At 71.5% G+C, this 23,940-nt stretch carries 20 protein-coding genes and 1 tRNA gene; 10 read left to right on the plus strand and 11 right to left on the minus strand.

Annotated elements, in window-relative coordinates; genetic code table 11:
• Window positions 1–319 precede the first annotated feature (319 nt).
• Window positions 320–1,627: an MFS transporter gene (locus ACFQRD_RS02460; RefSeq protein ID WP_377016209.1), complete on the minus strand. Its 1,308-nt coding sequence runs from the start codon at window positions 1,625–1,627 to the stop codon at window positions 320–322.
• Window positions 1,628–1,783: 156 nt separating this feature from the next.
• Here ACFQRD_RS02460 and ACFQRD_RS02465 point away from each other — a divergent pair, with 156 nt between their 5' ends.
• A complete protein-coding gene (locus ACFQRD_RS02465; RefSeq protein ID WP_377803450.1) occupies window positions 1,784–2,875 on the plus strand; it encodes an ROK family protein in 1,092 nt (363 codons plus the stop codon).
• Between the two features lie 139 nt (window positions 2,876–3,014).
• On the opposite strand, the gene ACFQRD_RS02470 is transcribed toward ACFQRD_RS02465, so the two are convergent.
• Complete coding sequence (locus ACFQRD_RS02470; RefSeq protein WP_377803451.1) at window positions 3,015–3,779, minus strand: YggS family pyridoxal phosphate-dependent enzyme; 765 nt, start codon at window positions 3,777–3,779, stop codon at window positions 3,015–3,017.
• Window positions 3,780–3,836: 57 nt separating this feature from the next.
• Window positions 3,837–3,910 (minus strand) — tRNA-Leu (locus ACFQRD_RS02475).
• Between the two features lie 56 nt (window positions 3,911–3,966).
• On the opposite strand from ACFQRD_RS02475, the gene ACFQRD_RS02480 reads away from it, so the two are divergent.
• The 3 genes from ACFQRD_RS02480 to ACFQRD_RS02490 all read left to right on the plus strand — a co-directional run bounded on the left by ACFQRD_RS02480 (window position 3,967) and on the right by ACFQRD_RS02490 (window position 7,074).
• Window positions 3,967–6,129 carry a helicase-associated domain-containing protein gene (locus ACFQRD_RS02480; RefSeq protein ID WP_377803452.1) on the plus strand — a complete coding sequence of 721 codons (2,163 nt, stop codon included), beginning with the start codon at window positions 3,967–3,969 and terminating at the stop codon, window positions 6,127–6,129.
• 208 nt (window positions 6,130–6,337) lie between these two features.
• Window positions 6,338–6,628, plus strand: a complete 291-nt coding sequence (locus ACFQRD_RS02485) for a hypothetical protein (RefSeq protein ID WP_377016201.1) — start codon at window positions 6,338–6,340, stop codon at window positions 6,626–6,628.
• A gap of 176 nt (window positions 6,629–6,804) precedes the next feature.
• On the plus strand, window positions 6,805–7,074 hold the full coding sequence (locus ACFQRD_RS02490) for a hypothetical protein (RefSeq protein WP_377016199.1): 270 nt from the start codon (window positions 6,805–6,807) through the stop codon (window positions 7,072–7,074).
• Between the two features lie 134 nt (window positions 7,075–7,208).
• Here ACFQRD_RS02490 and gndA read toward each other — a convergent pair whose 3' ends face one another.
• Window positions 7,209–8,672 carry an NADP-dependent phosphogluconate dehydrogenase gene (gene gndA, locus ACFQRD_RS02495; RefSeq protein ID WP_377016197.1) on the minus strand — a complete coding sequence of 488 codons (1,464 nt, stop codon included), beginning with the start codon at window positions 8,670–8,672 and terminating at the stop codon, window positions 7,209–7,211.
• A 305-nt stretch (window positions 8,673–8,977) separates the two neighbouring features.
• Between gndA and ACFQRD_RS02500 the strand changes: the two genes are divergently transcribed.
• The 5 genes from ACFQRD_RS02500 to ACFQRD_RS02520 all read left to right on the plus strand — a co-directional run bounded on the left by ACFQRD_RS02500 (window position 8,978) and on the right by ACFQRD_RS02520 (window position 14,811).
• Window positions 8,978–9,853, plus strand: a complete 876-nt coding sequence (locus ACFQRD_RS02500) for a hypothetical protein (RefSeq protein WP_377803453.1) — start codon at window positions 8,978–8,980, stop codon at window positions 9,851–9,853.
• 134 nt (window positions 9,854–9,987) lie between these two features.
• Complete coding sequence (locus tag ACFQRD_RS02505; protein WP_377803454.1) at window positions 9,988–11,643, plus strand: DNA repair helicase XPB; 1,656 nt, start codon at window positions 9,988–9,990, stop codon at window positions 11,641–11,643.
• Window positions 11,644–11,856: 213 nt separating this feature from the next.
• The gene (locus tag ACFQRD_RS02510; protein ID WP_377803455.1) at window positions 11,857–12,408 is read left to right on the plus strand and encodes a lipopolysaccharide assembly LapA domain-containing protein; all 552 of its coding nucleotides are present in this window, start codon (window positions 11,857–11,859) and stop codon (window positions 12,406–12,408) included.
• A gap of 54 nt (window positions 12,409–12,462) precedes the next feature.
• A complete protein-coding gene (locus tag ACFQRD_RS02515; protein WP_377016189.1) occupies window positions 12,463–13,182 on the plus strand; it encodes a response regulator transcription factor in 720 nt (239 codons plus the stop codon).
• Between the two features lie 3 nt (window positions 13,183–13,185).
• Entirely contained in the window at window positions 13,186–14,811 is a 1,626-nt protein-coding gene (locus ACFQRD_RS02520) for an ATP-binding protein (RefSeq protein ID WP_377016187.1), read from the plus strand.
• 39 nt (window positions 14,812–14,850) lie between these two features.
• Here ACFQRD_RS02520 and ACFQRD_RS02525 read toward each other — a convergent pair whose 3' ends face one another.
• The 4 genes from ACFQRD_RS02525 to ACFQRD_RS02540 form a co-directional block, all read right to left on the minus strand.
• A complete protein-coding gene (locus tag ACFQRD_RS02525) occupies window positions 14,851–15,408 on the minus strand; it encodes a DUF4031 domain-containing protein (protein ID WP_377016185.1) in 558 nt (185 codons plus the stop codon).
• Window positions 15,405–16,634 (minus strand): DUF418 domain-containing protein, encoded by a 1,230-nt coding sequence (locus ACFQRD_RS02530; protein ID WP_377016183.1) that lies wholly within the window; start codon window positions 16,632–16,634, stop codon window positions 15,405–15,407. The genes ACFQRD_RS02525 and ACFQRD_RS02530 overlap by 4 nt, the downstream gene beginning before the upstream one ends.
• Window positions 16,634–17,653, minus strand: a complete 1,020-nt coding sequence (locus ACFQRD_RS02535; protein WP_377016181.1) for an RNase H family protein — start codon at window positions 17,651–17,653, stop codon at window positions 16,634–16,636. Before ACFQRD_RS02535 ends, ACFQRD_RS02530 begins: the two co-directional genes overlap by 1 nt.
• 77 nt (window positions 17,654–17,730) lie before the next feature.
• Window positions 17,731–18,765 carry a zinc-dependent alcohol dehydrogenase family protein gene (locus ACFQRD_RS02540; RefSeq protein ID WP_377016179.1) on the minus strand — a complete coding sequence of 345 codons (1,035 nt, stop codon included), beginning with the start codon at window positions 18,763–18,765 and terminating at the stop codon, window positions 17,731–17,733.
• 133 nt (window positions 18,766–18,898) lie between these two features.
• Here ACFQRD_RS02540 and ACFQRD_RS02545 point away from each other — a divergent pair, with 133 nt between their 5' ends.
• Entirely contained in the window at window positions 18,899–19,909 is a 1,011-nt protein-coding gene (locus ACFQRD_RS02545; protein ID WP_377016177.1) for an alpha/beta fold hydrolase, read from the plus strand.
• A gap of 10 nt (window positions 19,910–19,919) precedes the next feature.
• Here ACFQRD_RS02545 and ACFQRD_RS02550 read toward each other — a convergent pair whose 3' ends face one another.
• The 3 genes from ACFQRD_RS02550 to ACFQRD_RS02560 all read right to left on the minus strand — a co-directional run bounded on the left by ACFQRD_RS02550 (window position 19,920) and on the right by ACFQRD_RS02560 (window position 23,903).
• Window positions 19,920–20,960, minus strand: coding sequence for a GNAT family N-acetyltransferase (locus tag ACFQRD_RS02550; protein WP_377016175.1), 1,041 nt, complete (start codon window positions 20,958–20,960; stop codon window positions 19,920–19,922).
• Window positions 20,961–21,006: 46 nt separating this feature from the next.
• Window positions 21,007–21,762 (minus strand): class I SAM-dependent methyltransferase, encoded by a 756-nt coding sequence (locus ACFQRD_RS02555; RefSeq protein WP_377016173.1) that lies wholly within the window; start codon window positions 21,760–21,762, stop codon window positions 21,007–21,009.
• A gap of 77 nt (window positions 21,763–21,839) precedes the next feature.
• On the minus strand, window positions 21,840–23,903 hold the full coding sequence (locus tag ACFQRD_RS02560) for a glycoside hydrolase family 2 protein (protein WP_377016171.1): 2,064 nt from the start codon (window positions 23,901–23,903) through the stop codon (window positions 21,840–21,842).
• Window positions 23,904–23,940: the final 37 nt, after the last annotated feature.

A 23,940-nucleotide genomic window follows, 5' to 3' on the forward strand; every position in this document is an offset into this window, starting at 1 on the left:
CCCTCGGGAGAGCGCCCGAAGGACCCGGCCACTCTAGGCACCGGCAACCCCCGCTCCGGGAGCCAGATGTCCGAGTGTGACGCCGCCGTCGCCCGTCCGAGTCACAACCCGGGCCTCGTCGTGACCGACCGCGCCGCACGGATACCGGTGACCACACACGGGACTAGAGCACCCGGCCCGTGACCACGCCCGGGATGTCACCGCCCAGCCCGTGACCACACCCGGGACGTGAGTCGAGGTCGCCCTACTCTGTGCAGGGCGACCTCGACTGAGCTCCCGTCGACGGTCAGCGCCGGCCTGCGGTGACCGGCAGGACCGCTCAGGCGTGCACCGGCACCGCGGGGATCGAGTCGGTGGTGGCCGGCTCGTGGCGGCGCAGCATCTCCAGGGTCCGGCGGGCACGCACCCGCAGGGCCACCAGCGTCGCGGCGACCAGCGAGAAGCCGAGCACCGACAGGATGATCGAGACCACCATCGGGGCCTCGTAGCCGAACCCGGCTGCGATCACGGCGCCACCGAGGGAGGCACCGAGAGCGTTGGCGACGTTGAACGCGGCGTGGTTCAGGGACGCGCCGAGCACCTCGGAGCGGCGGGCGACCCGGATCAGCCAGGTCTGCATCGCGGGGTTCAGCGACGCGTTGGTCACGTTGACCACGAAGAACCCGACCAGCAGCGCGGCCAGCGACGTGTGGGCGACCAGGAACAGGCCGACCAGCGAAGCGATGTACAGCGGGAAGCCGATCATCAGGGTGCCGTTCAGCGAACGGTCCGTGGTGGCACCGCCGATGAGGTTGCCGACGGTCATGCCCAGACCGGCCGCTGCCAGCACCCAGGGGACGGCGGCCGCGGGGGCACCGGTGACGTTGGTGGTGATGTCGGCGACGTAGCTGAAGACCGCGAAGGCGCCGGCGAACCCGACGGCGGCGATGCCCATGATGACCCACAGCTGCAGGCGGCGCAGCGCCATGACCTCGTCGACCATGCGCCGGCCCGCCACCTTCTCCTCCCGCGGGACCGTCAGGCGCAGCGCGGTGACGGTGGCCACGAAGATCAGGGTGATCAGCAGGTACACGGCACGCCAGCCGGCGACCTGGCCCACGGCGGTCAGCACGGGCACGCCGGCGAGGTTGGCGACGGTGAGACCGGACAGCGCCAGGGCCACGCCCTTGCCCTGGTTCCCCGGCCCCATCAGCGAGGCGGCGAGCAGGGAGGCGACGCCGAAGTAGGCGCCGTGCGGGATGCCGGCGAGGAACCGGGCGAACACGGTCAGCTCGAAGGTGGGCATGATCGCCGAGAGCACGGTGCCCACTGCCAGGGCGCCGGCGAGGGCGACGATCATGCCTGAACGGCTCCAGCGCACCGAGAGCAGGGCGAGCACCGGAGCGCCGACGACGACGCCGAGCGCGTAGGCGGAGATGGCCAGTCCGGCCTGGGCGATCCCCGACTCGGGATCGCCTGCCATCTGTTCGGGCAGCAGGCCGTGGGCGATACCCGGGAGCAGGCCCATGGTCACGAACTCCGAGGAGCCGATGCCGAACCCGCCCAGGGCGAGAGCGAACAGCGCCAGGCGGCGACGGGCGGGGGTGATGCCCGGGGGTGCGGAACGGGTGATGTCGATGGTGGTCATGAGTGGTCCTCGGTCTTCGAGAGCGTGCGTGCGGTGAGGGCTCCATCGACCCGAGACCCACAATAAGGCAACGCTGTTGCGTTACGTCAAGGGTGGGGCGGCACCGACCCGCCCGACGACGACTCGTGTCACACCGTGCGTGCAAAGATGGGCGGAATGAGACCGACCAGCCCCTTGGACCGCGTCGCCGGCGCGCACGACGCCGCCGTGCTCGCCCTCGCCCGACGGGGCGAGCCCGTCTCCCGGGGCGAGCTGGCCGAGGCCATGCAGGTCACTCCCCAGGCCGTCTCGAAGATCCTGTCCCGCCTGACGGACCGCGGGCTGATGGGCGAGGTCGGCACGATCACCCCGGGGCCGGGCAAGCCGACCACCCTGTACAGCATCGTCCCCTCCTCCCGACGGGCGATCGGGCTGCACCTGACGCGCTCACGGGTCCATGGCGTGGTGGTGGATCTCGCCGGCGAGATCCTGGAGCGGCGCGAGCTGGAGACGGGCCGCCTGCAGCCCGTGCCGGAGCTCATCGAGACGCTCGCCGCCGAGACCCGCGCGCTGGCCGACACCGGCCCCGGCGACCTGCTGGGCGTGGGCATCGGGATGCCCGGACCGGTGGACTGGGCCGAGGGCGTCTACCGCGGGACCTCCGAGCCCGACGCGTGGAGCGGCGCCCCGATCAGGCAGCTGCTGCTCGAGGAGCTCGGGATGCCGGTGCTGCTGGATCACGACTCCCTCGCGGCGCTCGTCGGCGAGAAGTGGTCGCAGCCGGGCCTGCTGGATCATGCCGCGCTGGTGCTGGTCGAGGACGGGCTGGGGGCGAGCCTGTGCCTGGACGGCGCCATCGTGCGCGGCGCCCATTCCCACGCCGGCGAGGCCGGGCACACCGTGGTCCGGATGGGCGGGGTGCTCTGCTCGTGCGGTCGCCGCGGGTGCGCGCAGGCGGAGTACCAGGCCGCCCTCGCCGAGGACGACGAGGACCGCGCCGCCGACGTGCTGGCCACCGTCGTGCTGAACCTGGTGCGCCTGGCCGACGTGGATCGCGTGGTCCTGGGAGGGCGCACCGTCTACGCGCACCACGCGACGTCGATGGACGCGATCCGGCGCGCACTGGCCGAGAGCCTCGAGGCTGAGCCGTGGCTGCACGTCGAGGTGATGCTCTCCACGCGCGGCACGGACCTGATCGCGGTCGGGGCGGCCTGCGAGGTGCTCGAGCACGAGTACGGGCTGCCGCAGGCCCTGGTCCTCCCCGACTGAGCCCCGGCGAACGGGGAAGCCTCTCCGAGCCGGTGCCGGCGAGTCACCGCCGCGTTCCGAGAAGTGCCACGACCCCGGTACCTCTCGGAACACGGCACGGTCGCGAGAGCGTGGAAGACATCGCGCTCGGCGACCGACGTCATTGCGCGCGGGGGCCGAACACGGCGGAGCCGACCCGGACGATGGTCGCGCCTTCGTCCACCGCGATCTCGAGGTCGCCGCTCATCCCCATCGAGAGCTGCTCGAACTCCGGGAGGTCGTGCTGCCGGCGGATGTCATCGCGCAGTTCCCGCAAACCGCGGAGCGAAGCCCACACCGCGCGCTCATCAGTGGTGTTGGCGCCGATGGTCATGAGGCCGACGGGCCGCAGGGTCTCGCTCGCCCGGAGCCGCTGGATGATCGGGCCGAGGGCCTCGGTGGTGGGCGCGAAGCCACCCTTGGATTCCTCGCCGGAGGTGTTGACCTGGATCAGCACGTCCCGGGCGAGGCCGGCCATCGCGGCCCGGCGTTCGAGGGCGTCGGCGATCTCCACCCGGTCGACGCTGTGGATGAGCTCGGCGAAGGCGACCACGTCGCGCGCCTTGTTCGTCTGCAGGCGGCCGATGAAGTGGCGCGGCACGCCGTTGTCCGCGAGCAGCGGGTCGGCGTGCTTGGCGATCTCCTGGGCGCGGTTCTCCCCCACGGCGATCCGCCGATCGCGAGCACGCAGGAGATCGATCACGGCGGCGATCTCCTCAGGTGTGCGCGTCTTGGTGGCCAGCAACAGCGTGATCTCCCGACCGTCGCGGCCGGCCCGCGCCGCCGCACCGTCGATGCGCGAGAGCACCTCGTCGAGTCGGGCGGCGACCCGAGCTGTCGGTGCGGAGGAGGACTCATCGTCGGAGGCGGAAGCGGGCGAGGTCATGTGCTCCATTGTGACGCGTCATCTCTGACGGAGCATTCCTCGAGGCGACCCGAGCAGTACCCCCAACGGGACTCGAACCCGTACTGTGCCGATTTTAAGTCGGCCGCCTCTGCCGATTGGGCTATGGGGGCGTGCCGCGGCGCCCTGGCGGCCCGCGTCACGGCTTCACCCTATGCTGGAGCCCATCATGACCGCTGTGATCCGGTCCCTCGCGGACGCCCTGCGCCGGTTCGGTGACGACCGCCTGGAGGCCCTGCTCGTCGCTCGACCGGACCTCGCCTCGCCCTTGCCGGGCGGCATCGGCCCGCTCGCGGCCCGCGCCGCCGGGGCCACCTCCGCGCGCCGCGCACTGGAGTCGCTCACCCTCCCCGAGCTGCATCTGGTCGAGGCGCTGGCGGTGCTCGAGGACGGAGCTTCCCCCCAGGCCGTGGCCGATGCGGTCTCCTCGGATCCGGCGACCGTCTCCCCCGGGCTCGAGCGACTGACAACCCTCGCTCTGATCTGGGGCGAGGACGACCTGCATCTGATCCGGCCGCTGCGGGACGGGCTGCGCACACCGGCCGGCCTCGCTCCGGGGCGTCCGTCGGACCCCACCGCCGACGAGGCCGCCGGCCTGGTGGCCGCCGCCCGGACGACCATGCCGGAGGTCCTCGAGACCCTGGCCTGGGGTCCTGCCGAGGTGCAGGGCGAGGGACGCCTCGCCTCGGCCCTGCAGGAGGCGGGCATCGTGGTCGCCGACGAGTCCGGCTCCCGGTACATTCCCCGCTCGGTCCACCTGGCCCTGCGCGAGGGCAGGGTGCGCCGCACCTACGTCGCCCACCGGCCGGCCCCGGACGGCCCCGAGGTCACCGAACGCATCCCCGGCTCCCGGGCGGCGCAGGCCGTCGAGAGAGCATTCGAGGCCCTGCGCCTGCTGGGCACGGTGCGCAGCTTCGACGACGATCCCCCGGGGGTGCTGCGGCGCGGCGGCATCCCCCAGCGCGATCTGCGCCGGCTCGCCGACCGGGCAGGGGTGCCCGTCGTCACCTACGCCACCGTGCTGCAATCCGCCTGGCAGGCTGGACTGATCGGGCACGACGGCCAGGAATGGCACCCCACCCGCGACTGGGACACCCACCGCGTCCAGAGCGCCGAGCAGCGCTGGGCCGAACTGGTGCTGGCATGGGCGCGTGGCCACCACCTGGCGGCCGTGGTCGGCACGCCGGACGCCTCGGGGACCGGGCGCCCGCTGCTGTCGGAGCACACGCGACGCGACGGCGTGCGCACCCGCCGCGGCAGCCTGTTGCGCACCCTGCGCACCTCCCCCACGATCGCAGCGACGAAGGACTCACTGGTCGACTCCCTGTCCTGGGCATTCCCCCTGGTCCCGACCGACGTGATCGAGGAGGAGACGGCCGCGCTGCTGAGCGAGGGCGAGGCGCTCGGAGTCCTGGACAGCGGCACCCTGAGCGTTCTCGGCCAGGCGCTCGTCCCCGCGCTCGACGAGGACGTCACCGAGGCCGACGCCCGGCTCGCCGGGGCCCTGCGCGACGCCGCTCCGCCGCCGGTCGACGAGGTGCTGCTGGACGCCGATCTGACCGTCGTCGTGCCCGGCCGCCCCTCCGAACGCCTGCTGCCGCTGCTGGACTGGACCGACGTCGTCTCCCGGGGCGGCGCGCTCACCCTGCGGTTCTCCGCCACGTCCGTCCGCCGCGCCCTGGCCGCGGGACGGGACGCGGAGGCACTGCGGTCGCTGCTCGAGGAGACCTCCCGATCCCCCATCCCCCAGGGGCTGGACTACCTGCTGCGCGACGAACAGCGTCGCCACGGCAGGGTCCAGGTCGCCCGGGCGAGCACCGTGCTGACCGCGGAGGCCGACGTGCTGGATCTGCTGCAGGTCGCCCCCGAGGCATCCGCCCTGACTCTGCGCCGGCTCGCACCCACCGTCGCCGTGACGCTCTCCGATCCGGGATTCGCGCTCCAGGTCGCCCGCCAGGCCGGGCTCTCCCCGCAGGCCGTCGGCCCGGACGGCCGCACTGCCGGATCGGAGCTGGCCCACTCGCTCGCCGGCGGGCCGCCCGACCCCGACCTGGTGACCGTCGACGGCCCCGAGCTCCGCCTGCCGCCCGCCGAGGCGGTGGCCCGGATCCGCGCCGCGGAGGACGGGGCGACGGATCTGACCGTCACCGACCGCCTGCTGGATGCGATCGCCCAGGGCAGCGAGATCGCGCTGGGCATCGTCGACGGGCTCGGCGGCGTCGTGGTCAAGCAGGCTCGTCCGGTCTCGCTCGAGGGAGGGCGTCTTCGCGCGAGGGAGACCGGGCGCGGAGAGGAATTCACCGTGCTCGTGCATCGAGTGACCCTGGGCTGATCCTCCCGGTGATCCCCCGGCCCGGAGGATACCGACAAGTCATTGAAAAATTGTTTACGCCCGTCCTGTCGTGGGGCGTTCTCTGCTGGCGGAGATGGCGCTGACTCTGGTTATGATTCCTCTCGGCCTCCGAGCGGAGCGAGCCCGTGGCGAATGCAGTGCCGCGCGCACAGAACCCACCCCGCAGGAATGACGAAGGGACCACCTCATGACCGACCAGAACTTCACCTACGCCGCAGGCGGCGGCCAGGCTCCTGTGAGCAAGACCAAGTGGATCGTGCAGCTGGTGCTCTCCGTCGTCTGCCTCGGCAACGTCGTCACCCTGATCCTCGCCATCCTCGGCCTGGTCAACGCCGACAAAGACCTCGCGACCGCGAACAAGTACTACAAGTGGGGCTGGATCGCCTATGCGATCGGCGTCGTCCTGTGGATCCTGGGCATCATCGCCTACTTCGTCTTCATCGGCGCGATGATCGCGAATACCCCGACCACGTACTGACAGCGCTCAGGCGCTTCGCCTGCGGGCCCGCCCATGGGGAGTTGTCCCCATGGGCGGGCCCGCAGGCATTCGGATACCATTCCGTCTGCCAGGAACGGAACGACGAAAACGCCTGACCTGGGGACCGCGCGCATACAGCGTCCGGCGCACGATCATCAGGAAGAAGGAGCTCTCCCATGACCGCACCCATCTCCGGCCCCGACGTCGAGCAGATCAAGAAGAACGCCCTCATCGCGACCATCGTCGGATTCGTCTGCGGCGGCGTCATCTCCGGCGTTCTCGGCCTCCTGGGCTACCTGAAGGCCGACGAGGAGCCGGAGACAGCGAGGAAGTTCACCAAGTGGGCCTGGATCGCCTTCGCGATCGCCTGGGCTCTCGCCATCCTCTTGGTCATCGCGTACTTCGTCATCATCTTCCTCGTCGTGGGTGCCTCCACGCAGATGTGATCGGGATCGTCGAGGGGAAAAGCCCCGGACCACAGCGGTCCGGGGCTTTTCTGTGCGCTCTGGATGGCGCGTGCCCTGCACAGCGGCGCGCGAACGCTGCCTTTCGGAGCGGGGCGTGAGATCGAGCGGGTCGATCAGCCGTCCTGGCGCGTCTCCCGGCGGTCCTCGGACCACTCGACGTGGAAGGTGCCCTCGCCGTCGTCACGCTGGTAGGTGTGCGCCCCGAAGTAGTCGCGCTGGGCCTGGACCAGCGCTGCGGGCAGGCGATCGGCGCGCACCGCGTCGTAGTAGGACAGGGTGGAGGCGAACACCGGGACCGGGTAGCCGCTGGCGGCCGCGAAGGCCACGACCCGCCGCCAGGCCGGGACGCACTTGGCGATCTCGGTGGCGAAGTAGTCGTCGGCCAGCAGCAGAGCCAGCTTCGGATCGCGCTCGTACGCCTCGGTGATGCGGTTGAGGAAGCGGGCGCGGATGATGCAGCCGCCGCGCCAGATCTTGGCCATGTCACCGAGGGTGATGTCCCAGCCGTACTCGTCGGCGCCCTTGGCGATCTCGTCGAAGCCCTGCGAGTAGGAGACGAGCTTCGCGGCGTACAGGGCCTTCTGCAGGTCGTCGATGAACTGGGCGCGATCCTCGATCTCGAGCTGCTGGGTCTCGCCGGCCAGGACACCGCGGGCGGCCTCGCGCTGGGGGACGGAGCCGGAGACGGAGCGGGCGAAGGTGGCCTCGGCGATGCCGGTGACCGGCACGCCCAGGTCCAGTGCGGTCTGGACGGTCCAGGCGCCGGTGCCCTTCTGAGCGGCCTGGTCACGGACGATGTCGACGAACGGCTTGCCGGTGGTGGCGTCGGTGTGGCGGAGCACCTCGGCGGTGATCTCGATGAGGAAGGACTCGAGGTCCCCCTTGTTCCACTCGTCGAACTGGTCGCCGATCTCGGAGGCGCCCATGCCCAGGGCCTTGGACATGAGGTCGTAGGCCTCCGAGATGACCTGCATGTCGGCGTACTCGATGCCGTTGTGCACCATCTTCACGAAATGGCCGGCGCCGTCGGCCCCGATGTAGGTGCAGCAGGGCTCGCCGTCGACGTGCGCGGAGATCTTCTCGAACATCGGGCCGAGGCGGTCGTAGGACTCCTTCGTACCGCCGGGCATGATCGAGGGGCCGTTCAGAGCGCCCTCCTCGCCTCCGGAGACGCCGGAGCCGACGAAGTGCAGGCCGCGCTCGCGCAGGGCGGCCTCGCGGCGGCGGGTGTCGGTGAACAGGGCGTTGCCGGCGTCGACGATGATGTCGCCCTCGTCCATCAGGGAGGCGAGCTCATCGATCACGGCGTCGGTGGGACCGCCGGCCTTGACCATGATGATCGCGACGCGCGGCTTCTGCAGCGAGGCGACGAAGTCCTCCATGGACTCGGAGGGGTAGAACTCGCCGTCGCCGCCGTGCTCGGCGATGACCGCTTCGGTCTTGCCCACGCTGCGGTTGTGGATGGCGACCTTGAAGCCGTTGCGGGCGAAGTTGCGGGCCAGGTTCGAGCCCATCACCGCCATTCCGGTGACGCCGATGTCCGCGACATCGGCGGGGGACGGATCGAAGCTTGCCATGGGATCTCCTCATGTCGAGTGATAGTCGAGCCGGGCCGGACCGCTGGGCCGACGACGTCGGCCGAGGGCGGGTCCCGGTCCATCGTCGTCCATTCTAGGGATGCGGGGCAGGTTGCTCCGGTGCGTGCCGATCCTTGCCGCCGTCAACCCCACGGATAACCCCACGGATCCGAGACCGTCGTGGATGGTCCGCCGCCCGCCGGTCCCCGTACGGTAGAGCCATCCCCGAGCGCTGCGCGTCCACCGTGCGCGTCACTGCCGGCCGTCCGGCGCGGCACCAGAGCCCTGCGAAAGAGAACCCCGTGATGACCGTTCCCTCCTCGCCGCACGAGCCGGCCGATCCGCATCCCGGCTCCGATCCGTCGTCGCGCTCAGGCGCCGCGCCGCAGGGCACCCCGGGGCGGTACGGACAGCCGGCGCCTCACGGCACGCCGGCCCAGGCCGGGCATCCGGCTGCAGTGCGCGGGCCGCTGCCGGGCACCGACCTGGCCTCCGACCTCGGGGCGGCGATGAAGTTCGCCGGCAATGCGCTGCTGCGCAACCCGGTCTCCTATCTGGTCGTCGGACTCATCTACTCCGTGATCATCGGTGTCCTGATCTTCGGCGGGATCGCCGCGGGGATAACGGTGATGATCTCGCGGATGCATCAATGGCAGGTCACGGAGCCGGCCGGGACCGTCCCGATGGGCGAGATCCTGCTGTTCTACGCAGGCTTCTTCGCCGTCGCGCTGCTGGCCGTCCCGTTCGCCCTGCTGTGGCAGTCGGGCTCCGCCCGGGCCGCGGAGGTGATCCTCGAAGGCGGTCGGCCGACGATCCGGCAGGCCCTCATCGGCTCCGGTCGAGTGCTCCTGACCGCCCTGCTGGTCGGTGCGATCACCCTCGTCGGGACCCTGCTGCTCTACATCCCGGGCCTGGTCGCGGCCGTCGTGCTCGTCTTCGCCGTGCCCGCCGCAGCTCGCGGCGCCTCCCCGGTCGAGGCCGTCAAGGAGAGCTTCCAGCTGGCCAGGAGCAACCTCGCCACCACTATCGTGACCTACCTGATCCTCAGCGTGATCGCCTCCGTCGCCGGTTCCCTGATCATCCCCCTGCTCGTCGTGCTTCCCTTCTCGCTGCTGTTCGAGCTGGGCATGTACGAACGGCTCAAGGGCCGGGAGCTGCCGGACCCCGCGCGAGGGGCATGAGCTGCGCGAGCCGGTCCGGGCCGCGGCCTGAGACCGGGGCACGCCTCGTACCGCTCCCACCGCGGCCGGGCGGCGGACGAGTCCCGCCTCACCCGGCCGGCCAGCTGTCGCCGGTCGCGGCGTAGCCTGAGGGGATGAGCGATGGCCCCCTGATCGTCCAGAGCGACAAGTCACTCCTGCTCGAGGTCGCCCATCCGCAAGCGCCGGCCGCGCGGGCCTCGATCGCCGCCTTCGCCGAGCTCGAGCGGGCCCCGGAGCACGTCCACACCTACCGCATCACCGACCTCGGCCTGTGGAACGCCCGCGCCGCCGGGTACGACGCCGAATCGGTCGTCGCCGCGCTGGTGGACAACTCCCGGTACCCGGTCCCCCACTCCCTGCTGATCGACGTGGCGGACACGATGGACCGCTACGGCCGGCTGCAGCTGCAGTCCCATCCCACGCACGGCCTCGTGCTGCACGCGGTCGACCGGACCGTGCTCGAGGAGGTCTCGCGGACGAAGCGGGTCCAGGGCATGCTCGGTGCCCGCCTGGACGAGGCCACAGTCATCGTCCACCCCTCGGAGCGCGGCGCCCTCAAGCAGGCGCTGCTCAAGCTCGGCTGGCCCGCGGAGGACCAGGCCGGCTACATCGACGGTGAGGCCCACGCCATCGCGCTGCGCGAGGACGACTGGCAGCTGCGCCCGTATCAGGCCGAGGCCGTCGACGGGTTCCGCCACGGCGGCAGCGGTGTGGTCGTCCTGCCCTGCGGTGCCGGGAAGACCCTGGTGGGCGCCGGCGCCATGGCCGCGATGCAGCGCACCACGCTGATCCTGGTGACCTCCACGGTCTCCGCCCGGCAGTGGAAGTCCGAACTGCTGCGGCGCACCACGTTGACCGAGGACGAGATCGGAGAGTACTCCGGTGCCTCGAAGGAGATCCGCCCGGTGACGATCGCGACGTACCAGGTGCTCACGATGAAGCGGAAGGGCATCCACCCCCACCTCGAGCTCATGAGCGCCCGCGACTGGGGACTGATCGTCTACGACGAGGTCCATCTGCTGCCCGCTCCCGTCTTCCGCATGACCGCCGATCTGCAGGCTCGCCGGCGGCTCGGGCTGACGGCGACGCTGGTGCGCGAGGACGGTCGTGAGGGCGAGGTGTTCTCCCTGATCGGCCCCAAGCGGTACGACGCCCCGTGGAAGGACATCGAGACCCAGGGGTACATCGCCCCGGCCGACTGCACCGAGGTGCGCGTCGCGATGCCCTCGGAGGATCGGATGGCCTACGCCATGGCCGAGGCCGAGGACCGGCCCCGCCTGGGGGCCGCCCATCCGGCGAAGATCCCGGTCGTCCAGCAGATCGCGCAGCGCCACGAGGGTGAGCCGATGCTGGTGATCGGCCAGTACATCGACCAGCTCGAGGAGCTCGCGGAGCAGCTGGGCGCCGATCTCATCACGGGGCAGACGCCGGTCAGGCGCCGCCAGGAGCTGTTCGATGCCTTCCGCGCCGGGGAGGTCACGCGCCTGGTGGTCTCCAAGGTCGCGAACTTCTCCATCGACCTGCCGGAGGCCTCCGTCGCGGTCCAGGTCAGCGGCGCCTTCGGGTCCCGCCAGGAGGAGGCTCAGCGCCTGGGACGCCTGCTGCGCCCCAAGGCCGACGGGCGCACCGCGCACTTCTACACCGTGGTCATGCGCGACACCCAGGATCAGGACTACGCCGCCCACCGCCAGCGGTTCCTGGCCGAGCAGGGCTACGCGTACACGATCGTGGACGCCGACGAGCTGGAGCGGGCGGCCGACGCCAGCTGAGCGAGCAGGCCGGAGCTCGGCGGGCTGCTCACGCAGGGCAGGCCGGAGCGCGGCAGGCTGCTCGCGCAGGGCAGGCCGACCGACCGGCCCGTCGGCGCACACGGAGGACGTATGTTCCGGAAGTTCCCAGGATCGATAGAGTGGGGTGTGCGGCGGCCTTGAGGACGAGGCCGCCGAGGGCACTTCCCCCGGCCCCGATATCGAGGAGCGACCATGAGCACAGGACCCCAGGACCCGGATCGTCCCGTCAGCCGTGCACCTGAGGCCGGCTCCGAGCCGGTGCGGCCCGCCGCGGGCGAGAGCGTGCCTGCCACCGGCCCCGGCGCGTCCCAGCCGGCCGGCACCCCCTCGTCAGTGCGTCGAGCCGGCGAGCCCGTCGGCGACGACGGCACCGGCTCGCGGCCCGGGGTCACCGCTCCCCAGCAGACCGGCACCGGCAAGCGCGCCGCGGAGGAGCCGTCCCAGGAGCCCGCCGAGACGGTGCCCTCCGGTGGTGGCACGACGGCCGGGCTGTGGATCGCGCTGATCCTCGGCGCCATCGTGCTGGTGCTGCTGCTGATCTTCGTCATCCAGAACAGCGAGACCGCGGCCTTCGAGTACTTCAACGCCCAGTTCGACCTGCCGCTCGGCGTCGCGATGCTGCTCGCGGCGATCGCCGGCGCGCTGGTGATGGCACTGGTCGGATCGGTGCGCATGATCCAGATGAGCTGGACGATCCGCCGCCTGCGCAAGGCACAGGAGAAGATCCATCGTGCGACCCGCTGACGTCGCCCAGCCGACGTCCAGCCACCTCCCAACTCCGGGGAGGACCGTATCGCCATGACCACGACTGCAGACCAGGATTTCGAGGCACGACTGCTCGTCGTCGACGACGAGCCCAATATCCGCGACCTGCTCGCGACGTCGCTGCGCTTCGCCGGCTTCGAGGTGTTCACCGCCGCGACCGGCAACGAGGCGATCCGCGAGGCGACCGACAACCAGCCCGATCTCGTCGTCCTCGACGTGATGCTCCCGGACATGGACGGGTTCACCGTCACCCGCCGACTGCGCGACCGCGGAGAGCAGTACCCGATCCTCTTCCTCACCGCCAAGGACGAGACCCAGGACAAGGTGGCGGGCCTCACGGTCGGCGGCGACGACTACGTCACCAAGCCGTTCAGCCTGGAGGAGGTCGTCGCGCGCATCCGCGCGGTGCTGCGACGCACCCACGGCGGGGCCGACCCCACGGTCGACAGCTCGCTGGTCGTCGGCGACCTCCGCCTGGACGAGGACTCCCACGAGGTCTATCGCGGTGACGTCACCATCGAGCTCTCCCCCACCGAGTTCAAGCTCCTGCGCTACCTGATGCTCAACGCCGGCCGCGTGGTGTCCAAGACGCAGATCCTCGATCACGTGTGGGACTACGACTGGTCCGGCGAGGTGGGCATCGTCGAGTCCTACATCTCGTATCTGCGTCGCAAGATCGACGTGATCGGCGAGCCGATGATCCACACCAAGCGCGGGATCGGCTACGTGCTGCGAGCCGCCGAAGGTTCCTGACGGTTGGCCCTGCCGAGTCCGCGCCCCGACCGGCCCGTGTCCCTGTGGACGCGGATCGTCGCGCTCATCTCCCTGCTGCTGGTCCTCGGCACCGTGCTCACCGGCAGCCTCTCGCTGTTCCTGCTCAACCGCACCCTGATCCAGTCGGTCGACAACAACCTCCACAACGGCATGGGCGAGATGCTCGAGCTGGCCGAGCACGAGCTGGCCGGCAACGACGTCTCCGTCCAGAACAGCCCCTACACCCCGGTCCAGTACGCCGTGGAGGTCCGCGACGAGAACGGGACCCAGGTCAAGAAGGTCGTGATCGACTACGAGGACCGTGACGTCGACATCCCGTTCCCGGACCTGACCGATGAGCAGATCGTCCAGCGCGGCGGCCGGCCGTTCACGGTGGTCGACTCCGCCGAGAACCGGTGGCGCGCGGTGGCGATGCTCAATACCGGCCCGGACAAGGGCAGCGTGTACGTCGCCCTGCCGCTGGACGGCGTGGACCGCACCATGCACGAGATGGCGCTGATCATCGTGCTGGTGGGCACGCTGGTGGTGCTGGTCGGCATGGGGCTCGGCGGCTACATGACCCATCGTTCGCTGGAACCGCTCCAGGACGTGGAATCCACCGCTTCTCAGATCGCCGGCGGCGATCTCTCCCGGCGCGTCCCGGTCACGAGCACCAGCCTGGAGGTGCACGCGCTGGCGGTCTCGCTGAACGAGATGCTGGTGCGGATCGAGCAGTCCTTCGCCGCACAGAAGGCCTCCGAGGAGCACGCCACCCGTTCCGAGGCCAAGATGCGCCGGTTCGTCGGGGACGCCTCCCATGAGCTGCGCACCCCGCTGGCTGCGATCCGCGGATTCGGCGAGCTGTACCGGATGGGTGCCCTGCGCAGCGACGAGGATGTCGCCTCGGCGATGCGCCGCATCGAGGACGAGGCCCGGCGGATGGGGTCGCTGGTGGAGAACCTGCTGCGGCTGGCCCGCCTCGACGAGAACCCGGACCTGCCGATGGAGCCCGTCGACCTGACCGACGCCCTGTTCGACGCCGCCCAGGATCTGCGCGCCCTGGACCCCTCACGGCAGGTCATGGTGACCTCGCTGTCCGGCACGCCGGTCTCCGTCCAGCCGCACCTGTGCATCGGGGTCCTCGGCGACGAGGCCTCACTGCGCCAGGTCATCCTCAACCTCGTGGCCAACGCGAACCGGCACACGCCCAAGGGCACCCCGGTCGAGATCGCGGTGGGCTACACCGAGCGCGGGACGGTGATGATCGAGGTGCGCGACCACGGGCACGGGATCGACGCCGACCACCGCGAGCGGGTCTTCGAGCGCTTCTACCGCACGGATCCCTCACGCGTCCGCTCGGCCACGGAGGGCGGCGGTGCGGGCCTGGGCCTGTCGATCGCCGCGACCATCGTCCAGCAGCACGGCGGCACCATCGGCGTGCACGAGACCCCGGGCGGCGGCTCCACCTTCTGGGTCGAGCTGCCGGCCGCCGAGATCGACGCGGAGCACCGCTCCCAGCCCGATCAGGTCCGGGCCCTGACCGAGCCCGAGGACGGCGAGAGCAGCGCCGGCGGGGCCGACGGGGAGAGCGACGAGTCGACCGGTCGGCGACCGGACGACGAACGATAGAGGCGGACGCCGCGCCGGACGAAGACGTCCGGCCCTGGGTCACGCTCCGTCGGCCAGGACCTGCCCGACGAACCCCGCGTCCCCCCGCCGGCGCGCGAGCACGTCGAGCTGCTCGAGCATCTCGTGCGCGGCGGCGTGTCCCGTCGCGTCGTGCGCCTCGATGCGCGGCGGGGCCGACGGGGCATCGCGCGTCAGACGGTAGGCTCCGGCGCCTGCGTCCTCGACCGGCGGCAACGGGTCGACATGACCGATCGGCCCCACGATGAGATCCCGCGGGACCGGCTCCAGCCCCAGCGCGGCGGCGTGCTCGGCGCTGCGTCGAGCACGGGCGGCGGGCCGGTCCACGAGGGGGATGCGCAGCCCGGAGGCCAGCAGGATCCGCGTCAGCTGCCGGTTGTCGACGAAGCTGATGCCCGCCCGTTCCAGGCGCGGCCGGGCGGCTTCGGGCCAGTCGTAGTGGTCGAGGTCGAAGGAGCGCGGGGGCAGCTCGGCCCGCGCGGCGACCGCGTGCAGCTCCTCGAGGGACGTGTCGGAGATCAGGTGGCCCCACAGTGTGCCGTGGCGGGGCCACCTGGGGGTATCGGCGAAGACGGTCATGCGCGAGCTCCTTGATGCGTGGTCGAGCCCGCCAGACGGCGCAGCACCCACTCCAGCGGGCCCCGTCGGCCCCGGCGCCGCAGAGCGACGGCGAGCACGATCATCCCCAGCCAGCCCGCCACCACGATCACCGCGGCGCCCGCGGTCCCGAGCCGGGCCCCCAGGTCCAGCGTGTACGGCGGGAACAGGGCGATGAACACCACTGACTGGGCGACGTAGGCGCTCAGGGACACGGCCCCCAGCGCTTCGATCCCGCGCACCGCGAGATGGCCCAGCTGCCGCGCCTGCCCCATGCCGATCCCCTCGGAGCGGGTGACGCGGTCGGCGACCAGTGCCGCTGCGGCCGCCGCACCGGCCGCCCCGACCACGCCCGTGTACTGGTGGAGGACGCCGAGGATCCCGAGCGGGAGCTCCGCCTCGAGCAGTCGGTGCGCCGGATCGACGACCAGCACGGTCACCAGCGGCACGGCACCGATCAGTCCGATCCCGAGGCCCCACCGGGCGATCGGGACCAGCAGGTCCCGGTTCGGCGTCACCAGCTCGAGCAGGCGGATCCGCGCTGCGATGGCCCCGATGGCCATCGGGGAGAGCAGTCCGATGTCCGACAGCACAGCGGTGATCATGTCGTAGACCGCCGCGTCAGCGCGCAGGCGCAGGCCGGTGAGATAGTCGGGCGCCGAGGCGGCGGCGTACCCGTCGGCCGAGGAGAGGCCGATGGTGCCGTCCGTCCATCCCCACACCCCGAGCGCCGGCAGCGCGAGGACGGCCGCGATCGGCAGGGCGATGCGGTGCCGGGTCACCAGCAGCACGCAGAACATGCCGACCATCGCGTAGGCGACGAGGATGTCGCCGCTGAACAGCAGCAGAGCGTGGGCCATGCCGATCGCCAGCAGCACCACGTGGCGGCGCAGCATGCGCATCAGGAAGCGCCGGGACGGTTCACCGTGCTCGCGGGAGCGGCGGTACAGGACCCCGATGCCGTAGCCGAACAGCATCGCGAACAGGGGGAAGCCGCGGTTGTCGGCGAGCAGCCCGATCAGCACGTCGGCGATCCGGTCGATCACGGTGGCATCGACCTGTTTCAGCAGCACCGTCCACTGCGAGCCGTGCAGCCAGCCGATGGTGTTGGCCAGGCCGATCCCGAGCAGGGCGAGGCCGCGGGCGAGGTCGGGCCCGCCGGCGCGGCGGGTCAGAGGGACCGAGCCGCTGCCCGCGATCAGCGTCATCAGGGTCGCTCGAGGGGCGTGCCCTGATGGTGGCGCAGCAGCCAGCGGTCCTGCTGTCGGACCCACAGCGAGCTGCGCGCGACCGCGCCCTCCGGCGACGAGGTCGTGTACTGCAGCAGCACCACGCCGGGGGCGATCTCGTCGGCGACGAATGCGTCGGCCTCCACCCTGTCCAGAGGCTCGAGCTGGGCGAGGAACGCGTCGCGGTCATAGTGCCGCCCGCTCGCGCCGATCTCGGTGAACGAGGGGTGCAGCAACTCGGCGGCCTCGTCTGTCGCGGCACGCAGGGTGTCGCTGAGCAGGGCCTGCTCGCGCGCGGTGACCTGCTCGAAGTCGGTGGCGCCGGGCGCGTCGGCGGCGAATCCGGTGGGCTCGGGCCCGGCAGACGCGGGTGCACCGGTCGGCCCGGGGGCGCGGGTTCCGGCGTTCGCGGGAGCGGCAGGAGCCGGCTCTGCGCCGTGCTCGTCGAACAGGCTGAAGAGGTCGTCGGCCGCGGCGGCCTCGGCGGTCAGTGTGGGCGCCGTCGGGGCGGCGGCCGCCGGGGAGACGGCCTCCCCGCGGTAACCGGGGCCGATGACCGGGTCCTGGCGCTTGGAGAAGGCGGTCGCGGCGGCGTTGGCACGCTGGTCCGCGGCCTCGTTCAGGGCGTGACCGGCGTGGCCCTTGACCCATTCGAACTCCACGCTGCGACCTGCCAGGGCGCGGTCGATGTCCTGGAGCAGCTCGACGTTCAGCACGGGCTTGCCGTCCTTCTTGCGCCAGCCCTTGCGCTTCCAGCCCGGCATCCACTTGGTCACCGAGTTGATGACGTACTGGCTGTCGCACAGGATCAGCAGGTGCTGGTCGGCATCCACCGCGGTCGACTCCAGCAGGTCCAGGACAGCCTTGAGCTCACCCATGTTGTTGGTGCCGTGGGGCCAGCCCCCGGCGCGCCAGGTGTTCTCGTCGATGTACCAGGCCCACCCGGCGGGGCCTGGATTCCCGAGGGCGGAGCCGTCGGCAGCAGCGGTGATCGTCATGGTCGCCATGGTTCCACAGCGCAGGGACGGGTCCGGGCGCCTGCGGCGGTGACGTGCGCCGTGCCTCGCCGGTCCGCTCAGACCAGCCGGGCGACGGTCATCCCGGAGGTGACCGGCGGGGCATCCATGGCCGTCATCGCCTCGGGCAGATCCTCCATCGCCAGCACCCGGCCGACGGTCCCCTCGAGGTCGAGCCGTCCCGCCGCGATGTCGGCCAGCAGGTCGCGGTACTCGCTGACCGCGAGTCCGTGGCTGCCGAGGATCGCCAGCTCCTGGCCGATGACCCGGCCCATCGGCAAGGACGGATCAGCATCCTCCCCGAGCAGGAGCCCGACCTGGACATGACGGCCACGCGGCCGCAGCGAGCTGATCGCGGACCGCGCCGTGCCGGCGGAGCCGAGCGCATCCAGCGAGACGTGGGCCCCTCCGCCGGTGACGTCCCGGACGCGCTCGGCGACGTCGTCCCCGGCAGGGATCGCGGTGGCACCGAGCTCGGCGGCGCGGGCGAGGGCGCCCTCGGAGACGTCGATGGCGACCACGTCGGCCCCGGCGGCGCGGGCGACCATCACGCACGCCAGGCCCAGGCCGCCGCAGCCGTACACGGCGACCGTCTCCCCGGGTGCCACGGCGGCCTGGACGCGGACGGCGTGGTAGGCGGTCCCCACCCGGCATCCCAGCCCCGCGGCGAGCACCATGTCGATCTCCGCGGGCAGGGCCACCAGGTTGTGGTCGGCCTCGATCACCACCACCTGCTCGGCCCAGGAGCCGGGCAGGTCGAATCCGGGCTGACGCTGGTGCGGGCACACCTGCGGCGCCCCGGCGAGGCACTGCTCGCACCGTCCGCACGAGAGGATGAACGGTGCCGTCACCCGGTCCCCGGGAGCGAATCCGGTCACCTCGACACCGACCCGCTCGATGACTCCGGCGAACTCGTGGCCCGGGATGTGCGGGAGGCCGACGGACTCGTCGTGCCCCTGCCAGGCGTGCCAGTCGCTGCGGCACACGCCGGTCGCGTGCACGGTGACGACAGCCCCGTGCGGCGGGCACTCGGGATCGGGCACCTCGAGAAGTCGTGGCCGCTGCTGGAAGGCGTCGTAGCGCACTGCTCTCATGGGGACATTCTCCCGCGCTCGCCGGGCCCGCCCTCGCCGTCCGCAGGTTCGGATCGTTTCCGCTGCCATGAGACTTAGATCACCTCTAGGCTGGTCGCATGCCTCCAGTGCCCTCGGGACGACGGTTCCGCGCATGAAGCGCCTCGGCCGATTCCTCGTGCGCGCGGTGGCCTCGCTGGTCGTCCTGGCCCTGCTGGTCCTTGCGGTGCGGGCCGTCAACGGCTGGAGGTTCGACGACGGGGACGCTCCGGATCCGACGGACCTCGCCACCTATGACCTCGAGCAGGACGGGCTCGACATCGAGCACGTCACCGGCGACTACCTGGCCGGATTCCATCTGCTCCCGACCGACGGTCCCGCGGCTGCGGGCGTCGTGGTGACCTTCGGCGGCTCGGACGGCGGCCCGGCGTACGCGCAGGCGGTGCGGATAGCCCAGCAGGGCTATGAGGTGTACTCGCTGTTCTTCTTCGGCCAGGAGAACCAGCAGCCCGCACTGGATCGCGTGCCGCTCGAGTTCTTCGAGGAGGCCACGGATCGCATCGAGCAGACTGCTCGCTCCCCCGGGCCGCTGACCGTGATCGGCACCTCGAAGGGGGCCGAGCTCGCCCTGCTGCTCGCCGAGCACTACGAACAGATCGACAACGTGGTCCTGTTCGCTCCCACCATGCACGTGAATCAGAGCCTCGTGGTCGGGCGCGAGTCCCATTCCTCGTGGACGCTGGCCGGCGAGGAGGTCCCCTTCCTCTCGTTCCGCTCCGCGAGCGCCGGTGACCTGGTCCACCAGCTGTCCGCCGCCGCGTTCAACTACCCGGTGACCTATCGCTCCACCGACGAGAGCATCATCGAGAACTCCCCCGCGGAGGACGAGGACGCCGCGCGCCTCGACCCTTCAGCCGTCGACGGGGGTCTGCTGGTGTTCGCCGGCGGGGACGACCGCATGTGGCCTGCGGACACCGCCGCGTACGAGATCGGTGAGCTGGTGCCCGAGGCGGAGGTGCACGTCTACCCCGACGCCGGTCACGTGTTCTCCGCCGGCGAGGTCGTGGGCGGGCTGCGCAACGGCGGCACCGCGGAGGCGAACGAGCAGGCAGAGCAGGACAGCGAGGAACGGCTGGCCAAGCGCCTGACCGAGTGGCACCGCTGAGCAGCACGGCTCAGCGCAGCGGCTTCTCGTAGGTGGTCTCGACGTGGCGGCGGGTGAATCCGAGCGCCTCGTACAGACGGGTCGCGCCCGTCAGGCTCTCCGTGTCGACCTCGAGCTCGGCGGTGGTGCAGCCGGCGCGGGATGCGGCGTCGAGGCTGCGGGCGATGACGGCGCGCGCGATGCCCCGGCCACGGGCCTCCGGTCGGGTGCCGACCAGGGCGATGTGCAGGACTCCGGCGCGGTCCTCCGTGGCGAGGGCATAGCCGAGCACGGTCCCCTCGGCATCGACCGCGATGGTGGACAGCGCCGGCCGGGCGGTGTGCGACGTACACAGCGCCCGCCACCGCTCCGGGGTGACCGGGGCCGAGCCCCAGTGATCGGCGAAGGCCGCCACGTGGGCGAGGCGGGTGAGCTCGAGATGGTCCTCCGCCGGCGCGAGCAGATCCAGGCCGGGGAGCTGACGGGACTCGATGTCGGCGGCGGGCAGGCCGCGCCCCATCGAGAACCAGCTGCGCGCACGGTGGTACCCGCGGCGGTCCAGCACGGGCCGGACATCGGCGCCACCCGCGACCGCGGCGCCGGCACCGTCACCGTCACCGTCACCGTCACCGTCACCGTCACCGTCCGACGGTTCGGGGTCGCGGCCTCCGGAGACGCGGACGATCGCGTCGGCTCCCGAATGCCGGTCGGCGGCCACCTGGGCCGCACGCTCCTCGCCGCGCTCGAGCAGTGCCGTGCCGAGCCCACGGCGCCGGTATTCGGGGTCGACACCACCGCTGAGCTCGCATCGGGCCCGGCCGTCGCGATCGAGACCGGAGGCGACATCGACCAGTCCGAAGGCGACCAGTCGCTCCCCGTCGCGCACGGCGAAGCTGTCCGCGCCGAGGTCGTGCCCGGGCATGGAGAGCCAGTCGCGGATGGTCGGCTCCTCCGCCGGCTCCTGACGCTGCTCGGCCGCGTCGATCCGGTTCAGCAATGCGGTCAGGGCGGGGGCGTCCTCGAGGGTGAGCGGCGTCCAGGACAGAGCGGCGAGAGTATCGAGGGAGGTCACCGGCGCAGTCTACGAGTGCTGGGCGCGCGAGCGGTCCCGCAGGGCGTCATCGCGCCGGCAGCCGGTACACCGAGACGTGCGAACGGGAGCCACCGGTGAACTCGGAGCGGTCCCAGCCGGCCCACCGGGACTCGAGGGAGAAGCCCGCCAGCTGCGCCATCAGATCCAGCTCGCTGGGCCAGATGTAGCGCTGCGGGGTGCGGTCGATACTGGCCTCGCGGGAGCCGTCGACCGCAGGATCGAAGCGGACGTGGTGGGAGACGAGCTGCTGGGTCAGGGGGTCGATGGTGTCGACCAGCAGGTACCCGGCCTCGTAGACCTCGAGGGTGCCGTCCTTGCCCGGCGCCAGTGAGCGCAGATCCGGCACGCCGAGCTCGATCACGAAGCAGCCGCCGGGCGCGAGGTGCCGGGCGGCGTTGCGGAAGCACTGGACCTGCTGCTCCTGGGTGAGCAGATTCGAGATCGTGTTGAACACGAGATAGGCGAGAGAGAAGCCCTCCCCCGCGCTCGCTGTCGTCATGTCGCCGGCTACGACGGGGATCGTCTGCTCGTCGGCCTTCTCGCGCAGCCGCGCGATCATCGCCTCCGAGAGCTCGAGCCCGACGACCTCGACGCCCGACTCGCGCAGCGGGATCGCGACCCGTCCGGTGCCGACGGCGAACTCGACGGCGCGCCCGCCCGCGGCGAGGTCTCTCAGCATCTCGACCGTCGGCCCGAGCACGTCCGGGGCGAACATGCCCTCGCCGGGGGTGTCGTACCCGGCGGCGGCATGCTCGTCCCACAGACGTGATTGATCGACCATGGACTCATCGTGCGCCGGTGCGAGGCCTCCTGTCGCGGGCATTTCCCCTCAGCGGCCCTCGCGCCGGCACGCGCTCATCACTGCCGGGAGCCCGGGGCCCACCACCTCCGGCCGGGCTTCTCGCGGCGGGATCGCGCCCCGTCCGGAGCCGCGGCCGACGTGTCCGGCTCGTCCTGCGTCGGCCCGTTCTCCGTGGCCTCGTACGCTGCGACCTCCTCCTGGATGGCGCGGAGCCGGGCCAGGTCGAGCTTGCGACCGCGGGCGAAGTCGACGATGCCGTTCTTCTCCTGGAACACGTCGGTCATCTGCGTGTAGCAGTAGGCGAACATCAGCGGATCCTCGAGCAGCACGCGGGTCAGTCCCTCGAAGCGCTCGTAGAGCTCCTCCTCGCTGCGGATGCGCTCGCCGTAGCCCCAGGACTGGGCCGCATTGTTCCCGGCCTTCTCGGCCTCGGCCGCCTCTCGGGCCTCCTGCTCGTTCCACCAGATGCCGCCGTACTCGGAGACGAAGTAGGGCTGGCCGGCGTACGGCAGCGAGAAGGCCCCGTCGGCGAAGGGCATCTCGTCGGGGCCGAGATCGTGCCGGTTGACGTGAGGCCTGCCGTCGGCCAGGCCGGCCTGTTCGACGCGGAACCGTTCCGGGTCCTGCTCGTAGGAGTGGGAGTCGTAGATGTCGGCGCCGCGCACGCGGTGGGAATAGCCGGAGGCGTCCAGCACCGGCCGCGTGGGGTCGGCGAGCTTGGTCGCGTCGTACATCGCCTGGGTGACGTCGTCGAGCTGGGTGAAGCGGTCGTGCAGGACCTGGTGGGTCTCGTTCAGCGGGCACCAGCCGATGATCGAGGGATGGTTCAGGTCGCGCTGGACGGCCTCGATCCACTGCCCGACGAAATTGGCGGGCGGCTGCTGATTGTCGCCGAGCGGGCCGTAGCCGGAGACACCCCAGTCGCCGAACTCGCCCCAGGTGAGGTAGCCGTGCAGATCGGTCCAGAACAGCATCCGCTGCTCGAAGACCTTCTGGTGCAGGCGCGCTCCGTTGAAGCCGGCCTCGAGGGAGAGGCGGATGTCCGTGGTCAGCGCCTCGTCCGCCGGCGCCGTCATGAAGGATTCCTCCCAGTACCCCTGGTCCAGGATCAGGCGCTGGAAGACCTTCGTGCCGTTGATGCGGAACTCATGGTCGCGCAGCGAGGTCGAGCGAAGGCCCGCGTAGGAGCGGACCTCGTCCAGTGCGCCGCCGTCCGCATCCAGCAGTCGCACGGTGAGGGCGTAGAGCTCCGGAGCGCCGGGGCCCCAGATCCGCACAGCGTCCTCGGGGATCGTCAGCTCCAGGTGCGGGGCGAGATCGAGGTCGGCGCGCACCTCCGCCCGGGCGACCTCCTCGCCGCCGGGCACCGAGGCGACGACCTCGAGGCGCGTGCCGGGCGTGGTGCGCGACAGCGGCACGTCGATCGCGAAGCAGCGACCTGCGAGCGAGGGCAGGATCCGCAGCGAGCGGATCTCGTCGGCCGGGACGCCCTCGAGCCACACCGTCTGCCAGATGCCGGTGGTGCGGTGGTAATTGGCGTGGGTGGGACGGAACTTGCTGTCCTGCTTGCCGCGCGCCTGGGGGCCCGTGTGCGGGTCGCGGGCGCGCACCACGATCTCGACCTCCGCGCCGGGTTCGGCACCCGGGACGCCGGAGAGGTCGGCGGCGAAGGGGGTGAAGCCGCCGCGGTGGCGGGCCACCTCGACGCCGTTCGCCCACACGGTGGCGTCGTGGTCGACGGCCTCGAAGCGCACGATCGGGCGCAGACCCTGCCAATCGGCGGGAATGGTGACGGTACGGCGGTACCAGACGGCCTCGAGGAAATCTCGGTTGCCGACGCCGGAGGCCTCGGTCTCCGGCGCGAAGGGCACGGTGATCGTGCCCGCGAGCTCCCGCTCGACGAGGCCGCGCTCGCGCCCGGTGTCGCCCTGGTCGATCTCGAACTGCCAGGTGCCGTTGAGGTTCAGCCAGGCGGGGCGTTGCAGCTGAGGCCGGGGGTGCTCGGGCTTCGGGACGTCGGTGGCGGCGGACAGCGGTGCATCGAGCTGCGCGGCGAGTTGATCAGCGCGGGAGAACAGGGAGCTGAGGTGCTCCGGCAGGTCGGGGTTCTGGGCGTTCACGGACAGCTCCTGGGATCGGCGGGGCTCGGCGCTGAGT

The organism is Brachybacterium sp. GCM10030268 (genome assembly GCF_042666305.1).
Lineage (GTDB): Bacteria > Actinomycetota > Actinomycetes > Actinomycetales > Dermabacteraceae > Brachybacterium.

Coding starts and splice junctions, on each gene's coding strand:
- ACFQRD_RS02540 (WP_377016179.1), bottom strand. CDS start 18,765: ATGAGAGCAGTGCGCTACGACGCCTTCCAGCAGCGGCCACGACTTCTC.
- ACFQRD_RS02460 (WP_377016209.1), bottom strand. CDS start 1,627: ATGACCACCATCGACATCACCCGTTCCGCACCCCCGGGCATCACCCCC.
- ACFQRD_RS02555 (WP_377016173.1), bottom strand. CDS start 21,762: ATGGTCGATCAATCACGTCTGTGGGACGAGCATGCCGCCGCCGGGTAC.
- ACFQRD_RS02545 (WP_377016177.1), top strand. CDS start 18,899: ATGAAGCGCCTCGGCCGATTCCTCGTGCGCGCGGTGGCCTCGCTGGTC.
- ACFQRD_RS02465 (WP_377803450.1), top strand. CDS start 1,784: ATGAGACCGACCAGCCCCTTGGACCGCGTCGCCGGCGCGCACGACGCC.
- ACFQRD_RS02480 (WP_377803452.1), top strand. CDS start 3,967: ATGACCGCTGTGATCCGGTCCCTCGCGGACGCCCTGCGCCGGTTCGGT.
- ACFQRD_RS02505 (WP_377803454.1), top strand. CDS start 9,988: ATGAGCGATGGCCCCCTGATCGTCCAGAGCGACAAGTCACTCCTGCTC.
- ACFQRD_RS02510 (WP_377803455.1), top strand. CDS start 11,857: ATGAGCACAGGACCCCAGGACCCGGATCGTCCCGTCAGCCGTGCACCT.
- ACFQRD_RS02470 (WP_377803451.1), bottom strand. CDS start 3,779: ATGACCTCGCCCGCTTCCGCCTCCGACGATGAGTCCTCCTCCGCACCG.
- ACFQRD_RS02500 (WP_377803453.1), top strand. CDS start 8,978: ATGACCGTTCCCTCCTCGCCGCACGAGCCGGCCGATCCGCATCCCGGC.
- ACFQRD_RS02485 (WP_377016201.1), top strand. CDS start 6,338: ATGACCGACCAGAACTTCACCTACGCCGCAGGCGGCGGCCAGGCTCCT.
- gndA (WP_377016197.1), bottom strand. CDS start 8,672: ATGGCAAGCTTCGATCCGTCCCCCGCCGATGTCGCGGACATCGGCGTC.
- ACFQRD_RS02530 (WP_377016183.1), bottom strand. CDS start 16,634: ATGACGCTGATCGCGGGCAGCGGCTCGGTCCCTCTGACCCGCCGCGCC.
- ACFQRD_RS02490 (WP_377016199.1), top strand. CDS start 6,805: ATGACCGCACCCATCTCCGGCCCCGACGTCGAGCAGATCAAGAAGAAC.
- ACFQRD_RS02525 (WP_377016185.1), bottom strand. CDS start 15,408: ATGACCGTCTTCGCCGATACCCCCAGGTGGCCCCGCCACGGCACACTG.
- ACFQRD_RS02515 (WP_377016189.1), top strand. CDS start 12,463: ATGACCACGACTGCAGACCAGGATTTCGAGGCACGACTGCTCGTCGTC.
- ACFQRD_RS02535 (WP_377016181.1), bottom strand. CDS start 17,653: ATGACGATCACCGCTGCTGCCGACGGCTCCGCCCTCGGGAATCCAGGC.